Origin of the sequence: Sphingomonas prati (genome assembly GCF_014643515.1) — a bacterium.
In the GTDB taxonomy this organism is placed as follows: Bacteria; Pseudomonadota; Alphaproteobacteria; order Sphingomonadales; family Sphingomonadaceae; genus Sphingomonas_R; species Sphingomonas_R prati.
The window spans coordinates 1,259,765-1,283,035 of sequence record NZ_BMJP01000001.1 but is presented as its reverse complement, the minus strand read 5'-3'; the positions used below and the strand labels follow the sequence as shown (position 1 = coordinate 1,283,035).

The 23,271-nt window shown below is 68.5% G+C and carries 20 protein-coding genes and 1 pseudogene; 10 read left to right on the top strand and 11 right to left on the bottom strand.

The window, feature by feature from the left end; genetic code table 11:
- Positions 1–13: 13 nt before the first annotated feature.
- The gene (locus tag IEX50_RS05940) at positions 14–1,771 is read right to left on the bottom strand and encodes a fatty acyl-AMP ligase (protein ID WP_157175202.1); all 1,758 of its coding nucleotides are present in this window, start codon (positions 1,769–1,771) and stop codon (positions 14–16) included.
- Positions 1,772–1,895: 124 nt separating this feature from the next.
- Here IEX50_RS05940 and IEX50_RS05935 point away from each other — a divergent pair, with 124 nt between their 5' ends.
- The 5 genes and pseudogenes from IEX50_RS05935 to IEX50_RS17730 form a co-directional block, all read left to right on the top strand.
- Positions 1,896–2,492 (top strand): regulatory protein RecX, encoded by a 597-nt coding sequence (locus IEX50_RS05935; RefSeq protein ID WP_157175203.1) that lies wholly within the window; start codon positions 1,896–1,898, stop codon positions 2,490–2,492.
- A 109-nt stretch (positions 2,493–2,601) separates the two neighbouring features.
- On the top strand, positions 2,602–3,189 hold the full coding sequence (locus IEX50_RS05930; protein ID WP_373285292.1) for a cold-shock protein: 588 nt from the start codon (positions 2,602–2,604) through the stop codon (positions 3,187–3,189).
- Between the two features lie 73 nt (positions 3,190–3,262).
- Entirely contained in the window at positions 3,263–3,664 is a 402-nt protein-coding gene (locus IEX50_RS05925) for an NADH:ubiquinone oxidoreductase subunit NDUFA12 (RefSeq protein ID WP_157175204.1), read from the top strand.
- Positions 3,661–4,161: an outer membrane lipid asymmetry maintenance protein MlaD gene (mlaD, locus tag IEX50_RS05920; protein ID WP_157175205.1), complete on the top strand. Its 501-nt coding sequence runs from the start codon at positions 3,661–3,663 to the stop codon at positions 4,159–4,161. The genes IEX50_RS05925 and mlaD overlap by 4 nt, the downstream gene beginning before the upstream one ends.
- A gap of 55 nt (positions 4,162–4,216) precedes the next feature.
- A pseudogene (locus tag IEX50_RS17730) lies at positions 4,217–4,609 on the top strand (DUF2155 domain-containing protein); the annotation flags it as partial.
- A 35-nt stretch (positions 4,610–4,644) separates the two neighbouring features.
- Here IEX50_RS17730 and aat read toward each other — a convergent pair.
- Positions 4,645–5,376, bottom strand: a complete 732-nt coding sequence (gene aat / locus IEX50_RS05910) for a leucyl/phenylalanyl-tRNA--protein transferase (RefSeq protein ID WP_157175206.1) — start codon at positions 5,374–5,376, stop codon at positions 4,645–4,647.
- Between the two features lie 580 nt (positions 5,377–5,956).
- Positions 5,957–7,600: a M28 family metallopeptidase gene (locus tag IEX50_RS05905; protein WP_157175207.1), complete on the bottom strand. Its 1,644-nt coding sequence runs from the start codon at positions 7,598–7,600 to the stop codon at positions 5,957–5,959.
- A gap of 226 nt (positions 7,601–7,826) precedes the next feature.
- On the opposite strand from IEX50_RS05905, the gene IEX50_RS05900 reads away from it, so the two are divergent.
- On the top strand, positions 7,827–8,828 hold the full coding sequence (locus tag IEX50_RS05900; RefSeq protein WP_157175208.1) for a threonine aldolase family protein: 1,002 nt from the start codon (positions 7,827–7,829) through the stop codon (positions 8,826–8,828).
- Positions 8,829–8,846: 18 nt separating this feature from the next.
- Positions 8,847–9,785 carry a DMT family transporter gene (locus tag IEX50_RS05895; protein ID WP_157175209.1) on the top strand — a complete coding sequence of 313 codons (939 nt, stop codon included), beginning with the start codon at positions 8,847–8,849 and terminating at the stop codon, positions 9,783–9,785.
- Here IEX50_RS05895 and IEX50_RS05890 read toward each other — a convergent pair.
- On the bottom strand, positions 9,710–10,540 hold the full coding sequence (locus tag IEX50_RS05890) for a Rossmann-fold NAD(P)-binding domain-containing protein (protein ID WP_157175210.1): 831 nt from the start codon (positions 10,538–10,540) through the stop codon (positions 9,710–9,712). The two genes, IEX50_RS05895 and IEX50_RS05890, sit on opposite strands and share 76 nt — an antisense overlap.
- Positions 10,541–10,694: 154 nt before the next feature.
- On the opposite strand from IEX50_RS05890, the gene pepN reads away from it, so the two are divergent.
- Positions 10,695–13,283, top strand: coding sequence for an aminopeptidase N (gene pepN / locus IEX50_RS05885; RefSeq protein WP_157175211.1), 2,589 nt, complete (start codon positions 10,695–10,697; stop codon positions 13,281–13,283).
- 467 nt (positions 13,284–13,750) lie between these two features.
- Here pepN and IEX50_RS05880 read toward each other — a convergent pair whose 3' ends face one another.
- The 4 genes from IEX50_RS05880 to IEX50_RS05865 are packed head-to-tail and all read right to left on the bottom strand — an operon-like array spanning position 13,751 to position 17,289.
- A complete protein-coding gene (locus IEX50_RS05880; protein WP_157175212.1) occupies positions 13,751–14,335 on the bottom strand; it encodes an ABC-type transport auxiliary lipoprotein family protein in 585 nt (194 codons plus the stop codon).
- A 1-nt stretch (position 14,336) separates the two neighbouring features.
- Positions 14,337–15,308, bottom strand: coding sequence for an MlaD family protein (locus IEX50_RS05875; protein ID WP_157175213.1), 972 nt, complete (start codon positions 15,306–15,308; stop codon positions 14,337–14,339).
- Entirely contained in the window at positions 15,308–16,198 is an 891-nt protein-coding gene (locus tag IEX50_RS05870; RefSeq protein WP_157175214.1) for an ABC transporter ATP-binding protein, read from the bottom strand. The genes IEX50_RS05875 and IEX50_RS05870 overlap by 1 nt, the downstream gene beginning before the upstream one ends.
- Positions 16,195–17,289 (bottom strand): ABC transporter permease, encoded by a 1,095-nt coding sequence (locus tag IEX50_RS05865; RefSeq protein WP_157175215.1) that lies wholly within the window; start codon positions 17,287–17,289, stop codon positions 16,195–16,197. The genes IEX50_RS05870 and IEX50_RS05865 overlap by 4 nt, the downstream gene beginning before the upstream one ends.
- Positions 17,290–17,474: 185 nt before the next feature.
- Here IEX50_RS05865 and IEX50_RS05860 point away from each other — a divergent pair, with 185 nt between their 5' ends.
- A complete protein-coding gene (locus IEX50_RS05860; RefSeq protein WP_157175216.1) occupies positions 17,475–18,149 on the top strand; it encodes an HAD family hydrolase in 675 nt (224 codons plus the stop codon).
- A 128-nt stretch (positions 18,150–18,277) separates the two neighbouring features.
- Here the strand turns inward: IEX50_RS05860 and IEX50_RS05855 are convergent, their stop codons facing one another.
- The 3 genes from IEX50_RS05855 to galE form a co-directional block, all read right to left on the bottom strand.
- On the bottom strand, positions 18,278–19,603 hold the full coding sequence (locus IEX50_RS05855; protein ID WP_157175217.1) for a cystathionine gamma-synthase family protein: 1,326 nt from the start codon (positions 19,601–19,603) through the stop codon (positions 18,278–18,280).
- Positions 19,604–19,771: 168 nt separating this feature from the next.
- Positions 19,772–20,542 carry a peptidoglycan editing factor PgeF gene (pgeF, locus tag IEX50_RS05850; RefSeq protein ID WP_157175218.1) on the bottom strand — a complete coding sequence of 257 codons (771 nt, stop codon included), beginning with the start codon at positions 20,540–20,542 and terminating at the stop codon, positions 19,772–19,774.
- Positions 20,539–21,561, bottom strand: a complete 1,023-nt coding sequence (galE, locus tag IEX50_RS05845; RefSeq protein WP_157175219.1) for a UDP-glucose 4-epimerase GalE — start codon at positions 21,559–21,561, stop codon at positions 20,539–20,541. Before galE ends, pgeF begins: the two co-directional genes overlap by 4 nt.
- 132 nt (positions 21,562–21,693) lie before the next feature.
- Here galE and IEX50_RS05840 point away from each other — a divergent pair, with 132 nt between their 5' ends.
- Positions 21,694–22,935, top strand: coding sequence for a YihY/virulence factor BrkB family protein (locus IEX50_RS05840; RefSeq protein WP_229673682.1), 1,242 nt, complete (start codon positions 21,694–21,696; stop codon positions 22,933–22,935).
- Positions 22,936–23,271: the final 336 nt, after the last annotated feature.

Genomic DNA, 23,271 nt, shown 5'->3' with positions numbered 1-23,271 from the left:
AACATAATCGGGGTCAGGCGGCGACCGCGTAGGGCTGTATTTCGCCGGACAGGTACAGGTTGCGCGCCTTGGCCCGGCTGAGCTTGCCGGAACTGGTGCGCGGCAGCGTCTTGGGCGGGACCAGTTCGATGACGCAGTTCATGCCGGTGATTGCGCGGACGCGGTCGCGGATTTCCTCACGCAGGCGGGCGCGTTCGCCATTGTCGGACGTGCGGCACTGGACAAGGACGGCGGGTGTCTCCTCCCCGCCGGGGGTGGTGATGGCGAAGGCGGCGATGTCGCCGGCCTTGAATCCGGGCAGCTGTTCGACCGCCCATTCAATATCCTGCGGCCAGTGATTCTTGCCGTTGATGATGATCATGTCCTTGGCCCGGCCCACGATGTAGACATAGCCGTCCGACAGATAGCCCATGTCGCCGGTGTCGAGCCAGCCATCGACCAGGCAGGCGGAGGTCGCCTCGGGATCGCGGAAATAGCTGTGCATCACGGATGCGCCGCGGCACCAGACCTTGCCGATCGCGCGGTCGGGCAGGACGGCGCCGTCCTCCTCGCGGATCTGGATCTCCATGCCGAGCGCGGGGCGGCCGCAATTGACGATCGCGCGGTAGCGTTGCGGCCGGTCGCAGGCGGCGTCGCCACCGGACAGTTCGGTTTCCTCGACCAGTTCGACGACGATCCCCTCGCCCGGCGGCATGATCGAGACGGCGAGCGTGGCCTCGGCAAGGCCGTAGGAGGGGAGGAAGGCGGAGGCCTGGAACCCGGCGGTGGCGAACGCATCGACGAAGCTCTGCATCACGTCCGGGCGGATCATGTCGGCGCCGTTTCCGGCGACGCGCCAGCGCGACAGGTCGAACCGGTCCGATGCGCGCGTCTGGCTGGACATGCGACGCGCGCAGATGTCGTAGCCGAAGGTCGGCGAATAGCTGAGCGTCGTGCCAGGGTTGCGGCTGATGAGGTCGAGCCAGGCGAGCGGGCGACGCGCGAAATCCTCGGTCTTCAGGTAGTCGGCCGAGACCTGGTTGGCGACCGGCGAGAGCAGGCAGCCGACGAGGCCCATGTCGTGATACCAGGGCAGCCAGGAGACGCAGCGGTCGCCGGGGCGGACCTCCATCCCGATCGAATGGGCGGCGAGGTTGCTCAGCAAAGCCTCGTGCGTGACGGCGACGCCGTGCGGGAAGCGGGTCGAGCCGCTGCTATACTGCAGATAGGCGATGTCGGACGACGCGGCGGGCGGGAAGACGATGTCGGCCGGCGCGTCGCGGGTGGCGAACGCTTCCCACGACAGCCCCTCGACGCCGCAACGATCCGCGGCGGCGGCGGCCATGGTGGCGAGTTCGGCGGGGTAGAACAGCATGCGCGGGTCGGAACTGCCGAGCTGGACCGCGAGCTGTTCGATATAGCTGTCGCGCCCGCCGAACGAGGTCGGCAGTGGCAGCGGGACAGGCCATGCGCCGGCGACCACGGTGCCGAAGAAGAGCGCCGCGAAATCCGGGCCGGTTTCGGCGAGCATCGCGATCCGGTCGCCCGGTGCGACGCCGGCGGCGATGAGCCGGCGCGCGACATCACGCGCATCGTCGCGCAGTTCCGCATAGGTGTAGGCGCGGGTCAGTTGGCCGCGCGGATCATGGAAGTTGAGCCCACAGGCACCGTCCGCCGCGAAATCGAGCGCCTCGACCAGGGTCGCGAAATCCGCGTAACGGCGTACCCGGCCGTCGTCGGTCGGCGTAGCACCGCCTGCGTCCTTCGACCTGTCCGCAACCTTGTCGAGCACTCAGTTCAGCTCCCGTCATTCCAATACCGTTGCCGCGCATCACCGAGCGCGACCGGTTCCAACCTGCATGTAAAGTCGCCGGGCACGTTCAAATTCCGGCCCGACTGTGGCACAAAGATGGCGCGTGGCACGACATTCATCAAACCGCAACCCGGACCGGGTCCGACCGCCTCTCGATCGCGAGGGGCTGGAGCGGCTCGCGCTGCATTATCTCGGGCGGTACGCGACCACGCGGGCGAAGCTGTCCGACTACCTGAACCGCAAGCTGAAAGAGCGTGGCTGGGCGGGGGCGGACCCGGACGGCGGGAGCGACGGGCGCGCGGATGCGACGGTTGAGGCGATCGTCCTGCGCATGGCGGAACTCGGCTATGTCGACGACCGGGTGTTCGCGGAGATGCGGAGCGCGGCGCTCGGCCGGCGGGGTTACGGCAAGCGACGGCAGGCGGATGCGTTGCGCGCCGCGGGGGTGGGCGAGGAGGATCGCGCGGCGGCGCTGGCCCCGCCGGAGGAGGACGAGGACGGCGACGAGCCCGCGGTGAACAGCGACCACGCCGCCGCGATGGCGTTTGCAAAGCGCAAGCGAATCGGGCCGTTCGCGACCGCCGCGCTGGACCCGGACATGCGGCGGAAGGCGCTCGCGTCGATGATGCGGGCGGGGCATCCTTATGATCTGGCGCGACGTTTCATCGATTGCGCGCCCGGCGAGACGCCCGAAGAGTAGATTCGCCGCCTGAACATGTCGGACAGGCTTGCATCCGGACGCCTTTCATGGTGCGTTCAGGTTAGCAGCGGGCCGGGGGCTGTCCGCTGCGGAACGGGGCGTGCGTGCGATGAGTGTGCAGACCATGATGCGGGCAGAGCCGGGCATGGAAACGGACGGGTTCGTGCCGGATCCGATCGTGCTGGCTGCCGACGAATCGCGGATGTCGGGCGCGGTGAAGTGGTTCGACATGACCCGCGGGTTCGGGTTCATGGTGGGCGACGACAATGCGGGCGACGTGCTGCTGCACTTCTCCGTCCTGCGCGACCATGGCCGCCGGACGTTGCCGGAAGGGACGCGCGTGGAATGCATCGCATCGCGGCGCGAACGCGGGTTGCAGGCGACGCGCGTGCTGGCGATCGACCTGAGCTGCGCCACCGGGCCGGATGCGGACCTCGCGCTGCGCCGTCAGCAGGAGCGGACCGACCCCGCCGGGCTGGAGGACAAGGCCGGGCCGTTCGAACCGGTGACGATCAAATGGTTCAACCGGATGAAGGGTTACGGCTTCGTCCTGCGTGACGGCGATACGAGCGACGTGTTCCTGCATATGGAAGTGGTGCGCCGCGCGGGACTGGACCAGCTGTTGCCCGACCAGCGGTTGCAGGCGCGGATCGCGGCGGGGCCGAAGGGGCCGATGGCGGTCGTTCTGGCGCCCTGACGGCGCATGCGACCGGGCGCGGCGGATGCGCTGCGCCATTGCAGGGGGCGGGCTTCGCCGCTAAGCCGCAGGCATGACAGTTCTTGGCAGCATCTTTACCTGGTGGAACGGCGCGACGATCGGGACGCGGCGGCACACGAAGCGGTTCGGTGGCAAAGTCGGGCAGGACACGCTCGGCAACGTGTATTTCCAGGCGAAGAAGCCGGATTCGCGCGGGCAGCTGAAGCGCTGGGTGATCTATGAAGGCGCCAACGACGCGAGCCGGGTGCCGCCCGAATGGCATGGCTGGCTGCACAACACGATCGATGCCGTGCCCGATCAGGGCCTGCCGCCCGCACGTGTGTGGGAGAAGGAACCGCTGCCGAACCTGACCGGCACGCGCGATGCGTATCGCCCGGCGGGTTCGCTGGACGCCGGGGGCCGGCGTGCCGCCGCGACGGGCGATTACGAGGCCTGGAGCCCGGACCAGGCATGAAGACGATGGTCAAGGAAAACGGCGTCGAGGCGCTGATCGGATTCGTCGTGGTGGCGGTGGCCGTGCTGTTTGCACTGTTCGCGTGGGGCCGGACCGGCGGCGGCGGGGCGGCGGACGCGATCCACGTCAGCGCGCTGTTCCCGAACGCCAGCGGCGTGACGGTCGGCACCGATGTGCGCGTCGCGGGGCTGAAGATCGGCAGCGTGACGGAACAGAAGCTCGACGCAGCAAGCTACCAGGTGAAGATCACGCTGGCGATCGACCCGAGCGTCAAGCTGCCAACGGACAGTAGTGCGGCGATCACGTCGGAGGGTCTGCTGGGCGGAACGTTCATCTCGCTGCAGCCGGGTGGATCGACCGAGATGTTGAAGAACGGCAGCGTCATTGCGGACACGCAGGGGTCGGTCGACCTGATGGGGCTGATCGGATCGTTCATCAACAAGCCGGCCGCACCGACGACCGATACGACCGCCGCGCCGGCCGCGCCGGCGCAGTGAAGACCGCGTGAAGACCGCCGCCGGCGCGGTGGTGATCGCCGCAGGGCTGGGCCTCATGGCCTGGCAGGTTTCGGCCTTGCAGGGCCAGGAACAGCCGGCACCGCAGACTGCGGCACCGCGTGCCGCGACCCCCGATACGTCATCGTCGCGATCATCGTCGCGGACCCGGACGGAAGGGCCGGCCGCGGAACCGTTGTCGAAGGTCGAGACGCCGATGGCGCAGCGCGTGGCCGTGCTGGGCGTGCTGAACAAGCGGAATGGATTGTCGCGTGACCTGTCGCTCCGGCCCGGGCAGGCGGTGCGGCTGGGCGACCTCGTCGTGCGGCTGCGCGCGTGCGCGGAGACCGCGCCGTGGGAGCCGGAGCACCTGACCGGGGCGTTCGTGCAGACCGATGTGCAGGGGCGCGATACGCGCTGGCGGCGGGTGTTCTCGGGTTGGCTCTACAAGGAGTCACCCTCGCTGAACGCAGTCCAGCATCCGGTCTATGATGTCTGGCCCAAGAGCTGCACGATGCGGCATCCCGATATGGGGCCGGCGACGATCGCAGCCGGGGCGGGTGGGGTTGCGCCGTCCGCGGCGGGGCCGGCAAGACGGTCGAGCGCGCCAAAGTCGCCGATCACGACTCCGGTGGCGGCACCAACGCCGAGCGCCGCGTCGAGCAACGACACGTAGGCCGACCGCCGGATTTCGACCGCGCCCAGCGAGGCGAGGTGATCGGTGATGAACTGGCAGTCGAGCAGCTTGTAGCCGCCGCAGCGTAGCCGCGCGACCAGGTGGGCAAGTGCGACTTTCGATGCGTCGCGGCAGCGGCTGAACATGCTTTCGCCGAAGAACGCGCCGCCGAGCGTGACGCCGTAGAGTCCACCGACCAGCTCGCCGTCCTGCCAGGTTTCGATCGAATGGGCGTGGCCGCGGGCATGGAGTGCGGCATAGGCGCGCTCGATCTGCGGGTTGATCCAGGTGTCGGGGCGGTCCGGCGTACTTTGTGCGCAGTGGGCGACGACGTCTGCGAAGGCGACGTCGGCGGTGACGGTGAAACGGTCCGACCGCAGCGTCTTGGCAAGCGAGCGCGAGAGGTGGAACCCGTCGAGCGGCAGGACGCCGCGCTTGCGAGGCTCGACCCAGTAGATGTCACCCGCGTCGCGGCTGTCCGCCATCGGGAATACACCGATGGCGTAGGCGCGCAGCAGCATGTCGGGATCGAGCGCCATCATGCATGGAAGATGGCGGGGAGCGCGCGGCTTTGGAAGGGCCGGGGGGCAGGATGTGGCATTTTGTCCGCCGCGGGCGGCGCGACGGGGAAGTGCGCCGCTTGGTTGTACCGGCTGTCGTCGGCGTTGGCGCAGTCCAGCCCCCGCCGCCACCAATCGTCACCCCGGCGGAGGCCGGAGTCTCGTTTTGGCCGGATGATGGCGCAAGCCGAAGCGAGGTCCCGACCTTCGCCGCGCAGTGGCGGTGATTGTACGGGTTGGCCGTGTTCGTCTGCGCGGGGTCGCGCGGGACGGGGCGTTTGTACGGGCGGTTCACCCCGTTTCCCGGCAGTAGCTACCCCGGCGGAGGTGAGCGTCTCGCCTTTCCTGAGTTTCAGCGCAAGTCAGAGCGAGATCCCGGCTTTTGCCGGGATGACGGGGGGCTGTGTATGCGAATAGCGGTGTTATGAGCCTTGGGCGATACGACCAGACGTATCGCATGGCTTTTCGTAGAGAGGGTGCGTTTGGGGTGCTGTGCCCCACCCCCAGCCCCCTCCCCTGAAGGGGAGGGGGCTTTTCCTTGCCTCGCTGCTGGGCGCGACTTCTACTTCCGTTCGCTGGCGGTCTTGTCGCGTTCGGCTTTGAATTCGCTGTCGGCGCTCCAGTTGGGCCAGTTGGTCCCGGCGGCGAGGTCGCGGCCGACGGCGTAGAGGAGGCCGAGGTCGGCGGTCATGCCGGCCAGGTTCCAGCTGGGGCTCCATTCGTCGGCGGGCTGGTGGTAGCGGTCCTTGGTATAGGCCTGCGCGAATGCCTCGCCCGCCGCGGTGCCGCCCGCGATCAGGTCGCTGCCGCCGTCGAACGAGACGGCGGGGACGCCGCGCTTGGCCATTGGGAAATGGTCGGAGCGGTAGAAGCCGCCGGCCTCCGGATGCGGTTCGGGCGAGAAGGTGCGGTTGCGCTTGGCGCCCTCCGCGGTGAGCATGTCGAGCAGGCCGAGTTTCGCGCTGCCCGAAATGCCGAAGTCGCGCGCCGGGCCGGCGACCGCCATCGAGTCCATGTTGAGGATGCCGACAGTCTTGCCGAGCGGATAGACCGGGTTTGCGGCATAATACTCCGAGCCGAGCAGGCCCTTCTCCTCCGCCGTGACCGCGAGGAACACGAGCGAGCGGGCGGTGCGCGGAGCCTTTGCGAAGGTGCGGCCGAGTTCGAGCAACGCGGCGATGCCCGTCGCGTTGTCGACCGCGCCGTTATAGATGCGGTCGCCCTTCGCATCGGGCGCGCCGACGCCGAGATGGTCCCAGTGCGCGGAGTAGATCACCGTCTCGTCCGGGCGGCTGGTGCCGGGCAGGCGGCCGAGGACGTTCTTCGACGTGATGACCTGTGCGTCGACCGCGTAGTTGGCGTTGAACGTCGCCTTCAGCGGGACCGGGCGGAAGTCGCGCGTGCGGGCCTTCGCCTTCTCCGCGTCGAAATCGAGGCCGGACGCCGTGAAGAGTTTGACGGCGAGGTCGCGCTGGATCCAGCCCTCCATCGGCGTGTGGCTGGCGGCCGGGTTCTGCCGGACGATGTCGAACATGGTGTTGGTGTTGCTGTTCTTGACGGTTGCCCAGCCATAGGAAGCGGGGGCAGTTTCGTGCACGATCAGGATGCCGGCGGCCCCGCGGCGGGCGGCTTCCTCGTACTTGTAGGTCCAGCGGCCGTAATAGGTCATCGCCTTCCCGCCGAAATCGCCGGCGCCGGTTTCGAAATCGGGGTCGTTGACGAGCACGACCGCGATCTTGCCCTTCAGGTCCTGGCCCTTGAAGTCGTCCCATTTCCGCTCGGGCGCGGTGACGCCGTAGCCCATGAAGACGAGCGGGGCGTTCGCGATCGAGACGGACTTTTGGCCGGTGAGTGCGGCGCGGACGGCGATCTGGTCGCCCTGCGTGAGCGGCGTGGCGGTGCCGGCGATCGCCATCGACAGCGTCGGGGTGCCGGTGATCTGCGAGCGGAGGAGGGGGACGTCCTGCGTCCAGCCGCGTTTGCCGGACGCGTCCGCGGTGCCACCGGGCTGGAGGCCGGCGGCCTGCATCTGCTTGACGATGTAGGCGACGGTCTTGGTTTCACCGGGGGTGGCGGGGCCGCGGCCTTCATAGGCGTCGCTCGACAGCGTCTTCACGTCGGCGGTGATGCGGGCGGGGTCGAAGGTCTGCGCCGTGGCGATGCCGGCCGTGGCGGCGAGGAGCGTGGCGAGAAGCGTACGGTGCATGCGGGACCCTTGTTTGGTGTTTGGGGGAGGGTGCAACGGCGGGCCAGGGAACGCAACCGGGGGAGCTACGCGCTTCGTATGCCCGCGGAGGCGGGGATCCAGGTTGCCGGGCCGGACCTTGTATTCGGGACCCAGCTGGACCCCCGCGTCCGCCGGGGGTACGTTGGTTGGGAGGGGGCTGAACCGCTCCCTTGAACGAGAGGGGGCTTTCGGTATGGCAGTCGCCATGCGCTTTTTCTCCGACAATGCCGCGCCGGCTCATCCGGCTGTTCTGGACGCGATGCTGGCCGCCAATGCGGTCGATACCGCTTATGATGGCGATGCGTTGTCGAAGCGGATGGACGGCGTCTTTTCCGACCTGTTCGAGACGCCGGTGACCGCGATGTGGGTGGCGACGGGGACGGCGGCGAACGCGCTGGCCTTGGCGGCGATGGTGCCGCCGCATGGGGGCGTGATGTGCCACCGCGATGCGCATATCCAGAACGACGAGGGGGGCGCGCCGGAATTCTATACGCACGGTGCCAAGCTGATGCTGGTCGACGGGGTCGGGGCGAAGCTCGACCCGGCGGGTGTGGCGGCGGCGGCGGATGCGATCGCGAACGACGTTCACCGGGTGCAGCCGCATGCGCTGTCGATCACCAACGCGACCGAATATGGGCTGGTCTATACGCCGGACGAGGTCGCGGCGCTGGGCGAGGTGGCGAAGGCGCGCGGCTGGGGGCTGCATATGGACGGGGCGCGGTTCGGCAATGCGATGGCGCATGTCGGCTGTTCGCCGGCGGACATGACGTGGCGCGCCGGGGTGGACGTGCTGAGTTTCGGGTTCGTCAAGAATGGCGGGATGTCGGCGGAGGCTTTGGTGTTCTTCGACCGGACGTTGGCGGCGGACACGTTGCGCCGGCGGAAGCGCGCGGGGCATCTGTTGTCGAAGGGGCGGTTCGCGGCGGCGCAGATCCTGGCGCTGGTCGAGCAGGATCGCTGGCTGGACACGGCGCGGGCGGCCAATGCGGGCGCGGCGGCGCTCGGTGCGGCGGCGGGGGCGCGGGCGCTGCACGCCGTTCAGGCGAACGAGCTGTTCCTGCGCGCCACGCCGGACGAGGCCGCGGCTCTCAGGGCGCAGGGTTTCGACTTTTACGACTGGGCGGCGGGCGAGGTGCGGATGGTGGTCTCGTGGAGCCAGCCGGCCGACGAGATCGCGGCGCTGGCGGCAGCGATCGCGGCACTGTGACCGCGCGATGAGGGCCGCATGACGGGGGCGCTGACCGCTCCGCCGCTGCCGCCGGCGACGATCCGGCGCGTGCTGGTGCCGTTCATGCTGGTGACGTTGATCTGGGGATCGACCTGGCTGGTGATCCGCGACCAGATCGGCATCGTGCCGGCCAGCTGGTCGGTCACCTACCGCTTTATCGTGGCGACGGTCGCGATGTTCGGCGTGGCGGTGGCGACGCGTGCGCCGCTGCGGATCGGGCGGGCGGGGATGCTGTTGGCCGCGGTCATCGGGTTCTGCCAGTTCTTCGCCAATTTCAACCTGGTGTATCTGGCGGAGACGTCGATCACGTCGGGGCTGGTGGCGGTGGTGTTCGGGTTGCTGGTGGTGCCGAACGCGGTGCTGGGTCGGATGTTGCTGGGGCAGGCGCTGTCCGTGCCGTTCCTGGCCGGGTCGGCGATCGCGATGGTGGGTGTCGCGCTGCTGTTCGATCATGAGTTGCGGACCGCGGGGGTGCGCGGCGAGGATGCGATCGCGGTGGCGGGCGGGATCGTGACGACGCTGGCCGCGGTGCTGGCCGCGTCGATCGCCAATGTGGTGCAGGCGACGCCGGCCGCGCGGCGGGTGGCGGTGATCCCGCTGATCGCGTGGGCGATGCTGTTCGGGACGATCGTCGATGCGGGTTATGCGTGGGCCACGGTCGGTGCGCCGACGGTGGAGTGGCGCTGGGGCTATGTGGCCGGGATCGCGTATCTCGGGCTGGCCGGGTCGGCGCTGGCGTTTCCGCTCTATTACCGCGTGATCCGGACGATCGGACCGGCGCGGGCTGCCTATTCCAGCGTGCTGGTGCCGGTGATCGCGATGACGCTGTCGACCGCGTTCGAGGGGTATCGCTGGTCGGTTCAGGCGGGCGTGGGCTCCGCGCTGGCGATGGCCGGGCTGGTCGTGGCGTTGAGGGCGCGCAACCCGGCGCGGTAGTCGGGATAGGCGGGCGACCAGTCGAGCACGCGTTTGGCCTTGCCGTTCGCGACGCGGCGGTTCTCCGCATAGAAGCCGCGCGCCATGGGGGAAAGGTCGGCCACGTCGAGCGATTGCAGTTCGGGCCAGGGCAGGCCGAGCAGGTCGCACGCCGCCTCGATCACCGCATTCTGGCTGGACGGCAGGTCATCGGCCAGGTTGTAGACGCCGGGCGGGCCGTCCATTCCGGCGATGACGCCGGACACGATATCGTCGACATGGATGCGGCTGAAGACCTGCGTGCGCAGGTCGATGCGGTGCGCGCGGCCCTCGCGGACGCGGTCGAGCGCGGAGCGGCCGGGGCCGTAGATGCCGGGGAGGCGGAAGATGCTGGCCTGCGGCAGCGTCTGCCAGCGGAGGTCGGCGGCGGCGCGGGCGTTGCGGCGGCCGGTGCCGATCGGGGCGCTCTCGTCGACCCACGCGCCCTGCGCATCGCCGTAGACGCCGGTGGAGGAGAGGTAGCCGAGCCAGCGGGTGCGGACGAGGGCGGGGCCGTAGCGGGTCAGGACCGGGTCCTGTTCGTCCGCGGGCGGGACGGAGGAGAGGATGTGGGTGGCGGCCGCGATCTCTGCGCGGACCGCGGGTTCGTCGTCGAAGGCGAGTGCGGTTTCGGTCGCGGTGCGGCGGGTGGCGGTGACGTACCAGCCGTCCTGCGTCAGGCGGTCGGCGAGGCGGGTGGCGGTGTAGCCGAGGCCGAAGATCAGGAGGCGGGACATGTCTGGTTCCTTTCTTGGGGCCGTGGCGTGGGTGAGGTGATCTTATCCCAGGCCACGCCCCCCACCCCGACCCTCCCCCCGGTGGGGGGAGGGGGCGAGTGCGTTCGCGGTTCTTCGTTGTGAACCCTTTGGCTCGTGCCTAGTTTCGGGAGCTATGGATATACGCACGCAACCGCTCGCTGCCGCACCGGCTCCCGTTCTTCGCGCTGACTATGCGCCGCCTGTTTGGCAGGTGCCGGAGATCGCGCTGGAGTTCGATCTGGATCCGGCGCGGACGCAGGTGACGGGGCGGTTGTCGGTGGTGCGGGCCGGCGACGGGCCGTTGCGTCTGGATGGCGACGGGCTGACGGCGGACTCCGTCATGGTGGACGGTGTTGCGGCGGACTGGGCAATGGATGGCGACCAGTTGGTCGTCGATTTGCCCGGCAACGCGCATCTGGTCGAAATCCGCGTCACGATCGCGCCGGAGGCCAATACGCAGCTGATGGGGCTGTATGCGTCCGACGGGCTGCTCTGCACGCAGTGCGAGGCGGAGGGGTTCCGGCGGATCATGTTCTTCCCCGACCGGCCCGACGTGCTGGCGCGCTATGCCGTGCGGCTGGTGGCGGACCGGGCGCGCTATCCGGTGCTGCTGTCGAACGGTGACCATGTCGATTCGGGGACGCTGCCGGACGGGCGGCACTATGCGGACTGGCGCGATCCGTTTCCGAAGCCGAGCTATCTGTTCGCGCTGGTGGCGGGCGACCTGGCGGTGAACCGCGACAGTTTCGTCACCGGATCGGGCAAGGTCGTGGAGCTTGGCATCTGGGTGCGCGAGCATGATCTGGGCCGGACGGGCCATGCGATGCACGCGCTGAAGACCGCGATGGCGTGGGACGAGCGGGTGTATGGCCGCGAATATGATCTGGGCGTGTTCAACATCGTCGCGGTCAGCGATTTCAATTTCGGGGCGATGGAGAACAAGGGCCTCAACATCTTCAATTCGCGCTACGTGCTGGCCGATCCGGACACCGCGACGGACCAGGATTACGACGCGGTCGCGACCGTTGTGGCGCATGAATATTTCCACAACTGGTCGGGCAACCGGGTGACGTGCCGCGACTGGTTCCAGCTGTCGTTGAAGGAGGGGTTCACCGTCTTTCGCGACCAGCAGTACAGTGCGGATCAGGGATCGGCGGCGGTCAAGCGGATCGAGGACGTCCGTGTGCTGCGCGCGGCGCAGTTCCCGGAGGATGGCGGCCCGCTGGCCCACCCGATCCGGCCGGACAGCTATATCGAAATCAGCAATTTCTACACCGCGACGATTTACAACAAGGGTGCGGAGGTGATCCGCATGATGCACACGATGCTGGGCGAGGCGGCGTTCCGTGCGGGGTCGGACCTGTATTTCGATCGGCATGACGGGACGGCGGCGACGTGCGAGGACTTCGTCGCGGCGATGGAGGATGCGTCGGGCCACGACCTGGGCCTGTTCCGGCTGTGGTACCGTCAGGCGGGGACGCCGCGGGTCCATGCCGCGCTCGATTTCGATGCGCCGGGCGGCCGCGCGCGGCTGCGGTTGCAGCAGGTGGTGCCGGCGACGCCGGGTCAGCCGGACAAGCAGGCGATGCCGATGCCGCTGCGCATCGCGCTGTTCGGCGAGGTTTCGGGGACCAAGCTGTTGCCCGAACAGACGGTGATGCTGGACGGGGCGCATCAGGAGATATTGTTCGAGGGGATCGGCGAGCGGCCGGTGTTGTCGATCAACCGCGGGTTCAGCGCACCGGTGACGATCGAGAGCGATCGGTCCGCGGCGGACCTGGCGTTCCTGTCCGCGCACGACGACGATCCGTTCGCGCGGTACGAGGCGATGCAGCAGTTGATGGTCGATACGCTGGTCGACGATGTCGCGACCGGCAACGCCGACCTGGCGCCGGTGATCGCGGCGGTGAAGGCGACGCTGGCCGATCCGGCGCTGGAACCGGCGTTCGTGGCGGAGGCGGTGCTGCTGCCGTTCGAGGCGTATCTGGGCGACCAGATGCCGGTGGTCGATCCGCAGGCGGTGACGCGCGCGTGGGACCGGTTGCGCGGTGCGCTGGGGGCGGAGCTGATCGCCGACTGGCGCGGGGTGTATGCAGGTATGGCGGCGGGCGGCAATTCGCTCGAGGCCGCCGGCAGGGGCATGCGGCGGCTGCGCGGTGTGGCGCTGGGCTACATCGTGGCGAGCGGGGCGGCGGATGGTCCCGCGCTCGCGAAGGCGCAGTATGAGGCTGCGGGGACGATGACGGATCGGCAGACGGCGCTGACCGCGTTGGCGATGACGGCATCGGCGGAGCGCGATGCGGCGTTTGCGGCATTCCATGCGCGTTATGCTGACAATGCGCTGGTGCTGGACAAGTGGTTCCAGACGCAGGCTCTGGCGCCGCGGAGCGACACGATCGATGTGGTGGAGCGGCTGGCGCGGCATCCGGATTTCGTGATGACGAACCCGAACCGGTTGCGGTCGCTGGTGGGTGCGTTCGCGGTGAACCAGCGGGCGTTTCATGATCCTTCGGGGCGTGGGTACCGGTTCCTGGGCGACATGGTCGTGGCGATCGATCGGATCAATCCGCAGACCGCGGCCAAGCTGGTGCCGCCGTTGGGGCGGTGGTCGCGATTCGATGCGGCGCGTGGGGCGATGATGCGGGCTGAGCTGGAGCGGGTGTTGGGGACCGAGGGTTTGTCGAAGGATGTGTTCGAGCAGCTGAGCAAGAGTTTGGGGTGAGAGGGGCGGAAGTCCTCGTCCCCGGGGGTGCCGGAAGCTTGTTTGGGCTCTGGGTGAGTTCTTTGCCGGAGGGAGATCCCGGCTTTCGCCGGGATGACGTTCGAGGGGACGGGTCGATTCCTCGTCGAGGTGATGCGTTCGTTGCGACGTTGCTCCCCTCTCCCAACCCTCCCCCCGGTGGGGGGAGGGCTCTGCCTGCAGCCTGTGTTACTAGCTTACTCTTGGTCGACGATTTCGGTTGGCGGAGCCGCGTCCAACATTCTGCAAAGGCCGAGCCACGCTTAGGCGCCGCGCGACCTGCCCCCTCTCCCCTACGGGGAGAGGGTTGGGGAGAGGGGGTGTGGCTTGGGGTGCCCTTTAGGCAAATAAATGCGACGACACTTTTAGGTTCTGCGCCGCCGCAAGACGCGGTTGCTCAGCTGCGGATCGTCATCGAGCCTCGGCTTACTTAGCCTATTGGATGAACTTCAGCCGCCAACCCAGCCAGCAACCTCGCTTGCAACCTGGTTCGCGCCCTGCGTCAGGGCCGCCGCGATCGTCGGGCCGTCCTCGGTCGTCACCGGGACGCTTGCCTGGAAGCGGCGGGTTTCGACGGTGTCAGATTTTCCGCGGGCCAGCGAGGCGTCGTAGGTGACGACGGCGGTGCGGGTGGCGGCGTCGAGGCCGAAGGTCTGGAGTCGGCCGCCGAGGCGGAGGCCGGGGGTGACGTTGGCACCGCGCGGTTCGATGACGACTCGGCCGGTGCGAGCAGTGACCGTGTCGGCGAGCACGTTCCGGAACAGGCGGGCAGGCGCGTCGGCCCACTGTGCGTCCTTGACGTAGGCGATCTCGGTCGGCGTGGTGCGGACCGGGATGCGGAGCGCGAGGAGTTCTGCCGGCACGCTCGGCACGCCGATCAGAACCGCCTGGCCGTCGGCGGCGGTGCGCGACGCGCCTGGCTGGACCTGCGCAGTGGAGGGCAGCGCTAGGAACGACGGCGGCACCTTCGGCCCGAAGGCGCAGCCCGCGAGCGTCAGGGCGGCGAGGACGGATAGGGGCAGGGACAGGCGCATATCAGTTCCTCGGCTTGTAGTCGGGCAGCTTGCCGCCGCCGATCAGGGCACCCGCGCCGCCGCGGTCGACCTTGTTGGCGACGGACGTCAGCGATTCGGCCATCTGCGACAGGTCGCGGACGAGCTGGTTGGCGTTCGGGATCGTGTCGTTCGTCAGCGTCTTGATGCCGGGGCGGGCCTCCGTCATCGTCGCGTCGATCTGGGCCAGCGTGCGGTTCGCGTTGGCAGCTGCCTTGTTGAAGTTCGCCATGGCGGGGCCGACGTCGCGCTGCATCACGCCGTCCGCGGTTGTGGCGAGCTTCCCAATCTGTTCGGCAGCGTCGCCGGCCTGGCGGACCGCGATGCGCGTTTCGACCAGCGTCTGGGCGATCTCGGGACCACGATCGGCCAGCGAGCCGGACAGCCGATCCATGTTGGCCAGGATGCGACCGATCGAATTCTGGTTGTTTGGGTTGAGCAACTGGCCGAGCCGGTCGGTCAGCGTGGTCACGCGTTCGAGTAGGACGGGCGCGGAGTTGAGCAGCTGGCCGAGTGCGCCGGGCTTAGTCGGGATCACCGGGTAGCCGTCCGGGCAGGTCGGGTCCTTTTCGAGTTCTGGATTGCACGCGATCGGTGCGGCGCCCTTGACCGCGCCGTCCAGATTGATCTGGCTGACACCGGTGAAGCCGACGCCAGCGATCGTGGCGGTCGTGCCCTTCAGCACGGGGACGCCTTCCTTCACCTTGATCCGCACGCGGACGAATTCGGGTGAGGCGGGCATGATCGCGATGTCCTCGACATTGCCGACCGGCACGCCGGAGAAAGCGACGACTGAGCCCTTGGCGAGGCCATCGACCGAGGAGCGGAAGAAGATGTCGAACTTCTGGTCATTGGGGCCGGAGAAGCCGGCCATCCACACCAGGAAGCCCAGCGTGACGACCAGCAGCGCCAATACGACGCCGCCGACCAGAACATGGTTTGATCGGTTTTCCATCAGGCCCTCGCGTCCGCTTGCTGGCCCGCCGGTGCGGGCGGCGTCGCCCGTTCGCGGGCTTCGTCGTGCAGTGTTTCGGCCCCTTGCGCCGCGGTGCGTCCGCGGGGGCCGTTGAAATATTCCTGGATCCACGGCTGGTCGAGCGCGAGCAGTTCCGGGATCGTGCCGACCGCAACGACCTTGCGATCCGCGATGACGGCGACGCGGTCACAGATCGCGTAGAGCGTGTCGAGATCGTGGGTGATGAGGAAGACGGTGAGGCCGAGCGTGTTCTTCAGGCTCTTGATCAGTTCGTCGAATGCGGCGGCACCGATCGGATCAAGCCCGGCGGTCGGTTCGTCGAGAAACAGCAGTTCCGGATCGAGCGAGAGCGCGCGGGCGAGGGCGGCGCGTTTGCGCATGCCGCCGGACAGCTCGGACGGATATTTCGGACCGGCCTCCGCGCCGAGCCCCGACATCGCAATCTTGTAGCAGGCGATCTCGTCGAGCAGCGTCGCGTCGAGGCGGCGGTAGTATTCGCGGAGCGGGACCTGGACGTTTTCCGCGACGGTGAGCGTGGAAAACAGCGCGCCGTTCTGGAACAGCACGCCCCAGCGGCGGCGGACGTTGCGCGCGTCGGTTTCCTCGCGCCCCAGCATCGATTCGCCGAACACCGTGACCTCGCCGGCGCTGGGCGTCTGGAGGCCGATGATGGAGCGGAGCAGCACGGACTTGCCGGTGCCGGAGCCGCCGACGACGCCGAGGATCTCGCCGCGCCGGACGTCGAGGTCCAGGTTTTCATGAACGACCTGATCGCCGAACTGGTTGCGAAGGCCCTTCACCCGGATCAGGAAATCGTCCTGGGCGGGGGCGGCGGGGGCCGGGGCGGACTTGGCGAGTGTGGCGGTCATACCCAGCCGATCGCTGCGAAGAACACCGCGAACACGGCGTTGATGATGATGACGAGGAAGATCGACTGCACGACGGCGGACGTCGTGCGCAAGCCGACCGATTCGGCGCTGCCTTCGACCTGCATCCCCTGGAAGCAGCCGGCCATCGCGATGATGAGGCCGAACACCGGGGCCTTGATGAGGCCGGTCAGCACGTCGGTCAGTGGCACGACCTCGCGGATGCGGGTGATGAACGTGACCGGAGGGATATCGAGCGAGATCCAGGTGAACAGGCCGCCGCCGAGCAGGGCCAGCAGCGAGGCGTAGAAGCCGAGCAACGGCATCAGGAGTACGGTGGCGAGCACGCGCGGCAGGATCAGCGCCTCCATCGGCGAGACGCCGATGGTGCGCATCGCATCAACCTCCTCGGCGAGACGCATCGATCCGATCTGCGCGGCAAAGGCGGAGCCGGAGCGGCCGGCGACCATGATCGCGGTCATCAGCACGCCGAGTTCGCGGAAGGTGATGCGGCCGATCAGGTTGATCGCGAACACCTCGGCGCCGAACTGGCGGAGCTGGATCGCGCCCTGTTGCGCGATGACGACGCCGATCAGGAAACTCATGAGGCCGACGATGGCGAGCGCCTCGACACCGACAACCTCGAACTGGCGTGCGACGGCGTTGTAGCGGAAGCGGCGCGGGTGGCGGATGACGCCCCAGGCGGCGACGAGCGTGGCGCCGAAGAAACCGGTGAGGCCGATCAGCGTGTGGCCGGCCTGTGCGACCGCATCGCCGATCTGGCCAAGTACGCGGACGAAGGAGGGCGTCGCGTCGGGCCGGACCTTTGCCGGGCGGTCGGCGGCGGCGACCTGTTCGAGCAAACGCGACGTGTTCTCATCCGCGCCCTGCACGGGGATGTTGTGGTCGCGGACCAGGCGGTGGACGATCCAGGCGCCGACTGTGTCGATCCGGTCGATCCCGGACAGGTCGATCGCGGTGGGGCGGGTGTCGATCGCCTCGACCCGGTCGACCACGTCGCCGAGCCGGGCGAGCGTCATCGTGCCGCAGAAGCGCAGGACGCCGTTATCGTTCGTGAATTCCGCCCCGCTCATGCCGACGGACGATGACGGGAAATGACAGGGGGAGCAAGCATGTGAACGCGATACGTCCCATCCCTTAAGATAGTTCCCAGAGGGTTTGGTTATTACACTTGGCACCGACGAGGTGCCGCGCGTCGTCGGGTGTCCGGCGCGCATCGCGCTTGGCCCGTCGCGCCGAAACCGGTAACGCGGCGGGCATGACCGAACTCGCGATCTACGACATGGACCGGACGATCACGCGGTCGGGGACCTATACCCCGTTCCTGATCCACGCCGCGAGCCGGCTGGCCCCGTGGCGGCTGGCGCTGGTGCCGTTGGTGCCGTTCGCGATGCTGGTTTACGTCGTGGGGGCGATCGACCGGAAGCGGTTGAAAGAAATTAATCAGCGGTTGCTGCTGGGCGGGTCCGTTTCGCGCGCCAAGCTGGCCCCGGTGACGGCGTCGTTCGCCGATGCGGTGATGCGCGCGAATGTCCATCCGGGCGCGCTGCGGCAGATCGCGGAGGACCGCGCGGCGGGGCGGCGGCTGGTGCTCGCGACCGCATCGTACCGGTTGTACGTCGAGGCGATCGCGGGTCGGCTGGGGTTCGACGATGTCATCGCGACGGGGACGATGAACGGGTTGGACGACCGCATCCTGGCGCAGGTGGACGGCGAGAATTGCTACGGCCCGGCCAAGTTGCGGATGATCGAGGCGTGGATGGCGGCGCAGGGTCTGGTGCGCGGGGAGACGCAGGTGCGGTTCTATTCGGACCATGTGTCGGACGGGTGTGTGCTGGACTGGGCCGATGCACCGTTCGCGGTGAATGCGAGTGCGAAGTTGCGGGTGATGGCGGGGAAGAAGGGGTGGCCGCTGCTGGAATGGGGGGTTTGAGTTTTTCTTAAGCCCTCCCCCCACCGGGGGGAGGGTACGGTGGGGGGCTTTGGCTGGAGGCGGCCTTACCTCAAGCCACGCCCCCCACCCCGACCCTCCCCCCGGTGGGGGGAGGGAGTTTGGTTGTATTACACCCCGCGCAGGGCCTGGTCGCAGTCGGCGATGAGGTCGTCGGCGTTTTCGACGCCGATCGAGATTCGGACGAGGTTGTCGGTGATGCCCAGCGCCTGTTTGCGGGCGTCGGGGACGGACAGGTGCGTCATGCCGGCGGGGTGGCTGGCGAGCGTTTCGGTGCCGCCGAGGCTGACCGCGAGTTTGGCGATGCGCAGGCCGTCGAGGAAGCGGAAGGCCTCGGCCTCGCCGCCCTTCAGGAACAGCGAGAAGGTCGATCCGGCGCCCGAGCAGTGGCGGCGGTAGATGTCGGCCTGACGCCCGCCGGGGTCGAGGAAGCCGAGATAGCCGACATGTTCGACCTTGGCATGGTCGCGCAGGAAGGCGCAGACCCTGGCGGCGTTCTCGCCCGCGCGGCTCATCCGCAGTTCGAGTGTTTCGAGCGAGCGGAGCAGCATCCAGGCGGTGTGCGGATCGGTGATCGTGCCGATCGTGTTGCGCATCGAACGGATGACGTTGATGTGCGCCTTCGACCCGACCGCGCCGCCGGCGACGAGGTCGCTGTGCCCGCCGGCATATTTGGTGAGCGAATAGAGCACGAGATCGGCGCCGTGGCGGAGCGGTTTCTGCCAGAGCGGACCGAGGAAGGTGTTGTCGATGACGACCGGCGGCTTCTCCTCCAGATCGGCGAAGACCGCGTTGCGAGAGGCGACGACGGCCTCGATATCGACGAGCGCGTTGGTGGGGTTGGCCGGGCTTTCGAGATAGACCATCGCGACGCGACCGTGGGCGTGCGCGCGTTCCATCACCGCGTCGATTTCCTCGCGCGTGGCGCCGGCGGGGAAATCGAGCCAGTTGATCCCGAACCGGCCAAGCACCTTGCCGATCAGCGTTTCGGTGGCGGCATAGAGCGGCGCGGAGTGGACGATGGTGTCGCCCGGCCGGCAATGCGCGAGCAGGACGGTGGCGATCGCCGACATGCCCGAGGAGAAGGTGAGTGCGTCCTCCGCATCCTCCCAGATGCCGAGCCGGTCCTCGAGGATCTCCTGGTTCGGGCCGTTGAAGCGCGAATAGACCAGCCCCTCCGCGCCGCCGGGGCGCTTGCCCGTGACGCCTTCGAAGTGGCGTTTGCCGGCGGCGGCGGATTCGAAGACGAAGGTGGAGGTGAGGAAGATCGGCGGCTTGAGCGCGCCTTCGGACAGCATGGGGTCGTAGCCATGGCCCATCATGAGCGTTTCGGGGCTCAAGCGGTGGCCGCCGATATCGAGCGCCTCCGCCTTGGGACGGCGGCGCGCGGTGGCGCCGGTCAGGTCGGCCTCGGTCGGGACGGTGTCATCGGACATGGGGGTTCCTTCGCTTTTCCTGGTTGGGAGGTAGTGCCTCGCAGGAAGGTCTTTTAGCCCCTCTCCTTCAGGGGAGGGGTTGGGGTGGGGGCAACAGCACCTCCCCTGCAACGTTGTTTGGGTGACGAGGTCAGCCCCACCCCAACCCCTCCCCTGAAGGGGAGGGGCTTAGAAAGTATCCGCCGCGATCACGCTCATCTGGCGGCCGTAGCCCGGTTCCGCGCGGTGGGTGGCGCGGCGGTAGCTGTAGAAGCGGTTGGCGAGCGCGTAGGTGTCGAGGCCGAGCGCGTCGATGCGGGTGACGCCGGCGGTGGCGAGGCGGTGGGCGACGTAGGATTCGATGTCGAACTGATGATGGTCCTCGCGGCGCCCTTCGCGGAAGAAGCGTTCGGTTTCAGGGTCGTGCGCGGTGAAGCGGTCGCGGAAGCTCGCGTCGACCTCGTAGGAGGCACGCGCGATGCAGGGGCCGATCGCGGCGACGATGCGCGTGCGGTCCGCGCCGAGCGCCACCATCGCGTCGAGTGTCGCATCCGTGACGCCGCCGAGCGCACCCTTCCATCCGGCGTGGGCGGCGCCGACGATACCGGCGGTCCGGTCCGCGAACAGGACGGGGACGCAGTCGGCGGTCAGGATGCCGATCAGCAGGCCGGGGCGGTCGGTGACGAGCGCGTCGGCGTGGGGGCGGGCGTCGTCGGGGAACGGTTCGGTCACCGTGATCGCGGTGGCGGAGTGGACTTGGTACAACGTCACGAGCCGCGCGCCGGGGGCGACCGCGTCCACCGCGCGGCGGCGGTTTTCGAGGATCGCTTCGCGGTCGTCGTCCGAACCCAGGCCGACGTTGAGGCCGGCGTAGATCCCGGTCGACACGCCGCCGCTGCGGCCGAGGAAGCCGTGGCGGATCCCGTCGAGCTGGGCAGAACGGACGACGTCGACGGTCAACGCTTCGTCCCGCTTGTGCTGGCCATGCCCTGCCGCACGGTGCCTTCCCAGGCGAGCGCGTGGCCGACGATGGTGTCGAGATCGTCATGCTGCGGCCGCCACGGCAGCCGCGCGAGGATGGCGCTGTTGTCCGCGATCAGTGCGGCCGGATCGCCTGCGCGACGCGGTTGCATGACGCGGTCGACGGTGACGCCGGCGACACGGTCGACCGCGTCGAGCACCTCCAGCACCGAAAAGCCGCGGCCGTAGCCGCAGTTGAGCGTGAGGTTTTCGCCGGGCGAGGCCTCGAGTGCCTCCAGCGCGTGGAGATGCGCGTCGGCCAGGTCGGTGACGTGGATATAGTCGCGCACGCCGGTGCCGTCGGCCGTGTCGAAATCGCTGCCGAACACGGCGACCGAGGGGCGCTTGCCGAGCGCCGCTTCGGCGGCGATCTTGATCAGGTGGGTGGCGCCGGCGGTGGATTGCCCGGCGCGGCCCTGCGGATCGGCGCCCGCGACGTTGAAGTAGCGCAGCGCGCAATAGGTGATCGGGTGGGCGGCGGCGACGTCGGCGAGCATCTGTTCCGACATCAGTTTGGACATGCCGTAGGGGTTGATCGGGCGTTTGGGATCATCCTCCTGCACCGGCACGCGCTCGGGCGTGCCGTAGGTGGCGGCGGTCGAGCTGAACAGGAAGTGCCGGACGCCGCCGGTGACCGCGGACTCGATCAGGCTGCGCGTGGCGGCGGTGTTGTTGCGGTAATATTTGAGCGGGTCGCTGACCGACTCCGGCACGACGACCGAACCGGCGAAATGCAGGATCGCATGGACCCGGTGGTCCGCGATGACGCCCGCGACGAGATCCGCATCCGACACGTCGCCCTGGACGAAACTGGCGCGCGGATCGACCGCATCGGCGAACCCGGTGACGAGATTGTCGAGCACGACGACTTTCCGCCCGGCGTCGAGCAGCGCCAGCACCGCGTGACTGCCGATATAGCCGGCGCCGCCGGTGACGAGGACGGTGGTCGGTTCGGTCATGCGGGTGCTCCGGCGGTTTGGGTCGCCCCGTCTCTACGGCGCGGCGGCGCGGGATGGAATAGCGGGCGGCCATTCCGGCCGGAACGAAGGGGGGACGGGCCGGGTTGAGGCGAGGTTAACCAAGGGGCCGCCATGACCGATACTGCCACCGTTCCCGACCAGCGCGGTCGGGACGCGACATCGCCCTGGCGGATGCCGGCCAAGGGCTGGAAGGACGTGCTGATCCGCACGTACCGCGAAACGGGGCGCGACAATATCGGGCTGATCGCGGCGGGGGTCGCGTTCTATGCGTTCCTGTCGATCGTGCCGCTGCTGGGCGCGATGGTGCTGAGTTACGGGCTGGTGGTGGAGCCGGCGACCGTGCTGCACGATATCCGCGCGCTGGCGGCGGTGATGCCCGCGGATGCGGCGAAGCTGATCGGCGAGCAGCTGCTGAACGTTGTCGAGGCGTCGGGCGGCAAGAAGGGGTTCGGGCTGATCCTGGCGCTGGGGCTCGCCTTCTACGGCGCGATGAAGGCGGCGACGGCGGTGATCACCGCGCTCGACATCGCGTACGAGCAGGAGGAGACGCGCGGGTTCGTGAAGCTGAACGCGCTTGCGCTGGCGATCACGGTGGGTGGCGTGCTGACCGCGATCGTGGCGATGATCGCGATCGCGGCGATGGCGCATCTGGAGACGCTGCTGCCGGGACTGCCCGCACCTGTGCTGTGGCTGGGGAAGATGTTTTCGTATCTGGTGATGGGGGCGGTGGGTGCTGCGGCGGCGGCGACCTTGTTCCGGTACGGGCCGGATCGCGATCGGGCGCAGTGGACTTGGCTGACGCCGGGGTCGCTGCTGTCGACCGTGCTGTGGCTGGCGCTGACCGCCGGGTTCGGCGTGTATGTCTCCAATTTCGGGAATTACGATGCGACTTACGGGTCGCTGGGCGCGGTGGTGGTGCTGCTGACCTGGATCTGGTTGTCGTCTTATGTGCTGTTGTTGGGGGCGGAGCTGAATTCGGAGCTGGAACATCAGACTTCGGCCGATACGACGCGGGGGCCCGAGCGGGCGATGGGAGCTCGCGGGGCGACTGTCGCGGATAGTGTGGCCGGGGGTGTTGTTGCTTCGCGTGATGTCTCGTTGGGCGAGGTTGCAGAGCCGGAGGTCGGTTCTGGCGCGCCTGCGAAGGCCGGTACGGGCGTCGGGCGGGCTTTGGTGGTTGCGGGTGTTGGGAGCCGGGCGGCGCGGGTTGCCGGTGGGGGGAAGGCCGGGATGGTGCCAACCTTGTTGGTGACGGCCGGGTTGAGTTGCCTGCGGCGCGAGCGGCGGGCGGGTGTTGGGGTGGTGTTGCTGGCGGCCGGTGGGGGGCTGGCCTGGTTGGGGCGGAAGCGGTGAGGTTTCGTCGTTAGGTCCCCGGCCGGGGCCGGGGCCTGGGTGAAACGGTTGCGTCTAGGCCCCGGCCTTCGCCGGGGAACACTTTTGCGTTGGGTGTGACCCGCGGCCGTCTCGCGCATGTTCCCTCCACCAATTCGGTTCGAGCGTATTGGCGGTGTTGCTGAGTTCTCGACAGGCTCGAACCGAACGGAAATGGGACGGAATGCTTCCACCGATCTGTTGGCTTCTCGGCTTCGCTCGAAGGGTCCCTAGACTTCGCATGGGATGGACGGTGCGCGAGTAGCGTGCAGTCATCTTCTCTGCACAAACGAAAAGGGCGGCCCGTTGCGGGGCCGC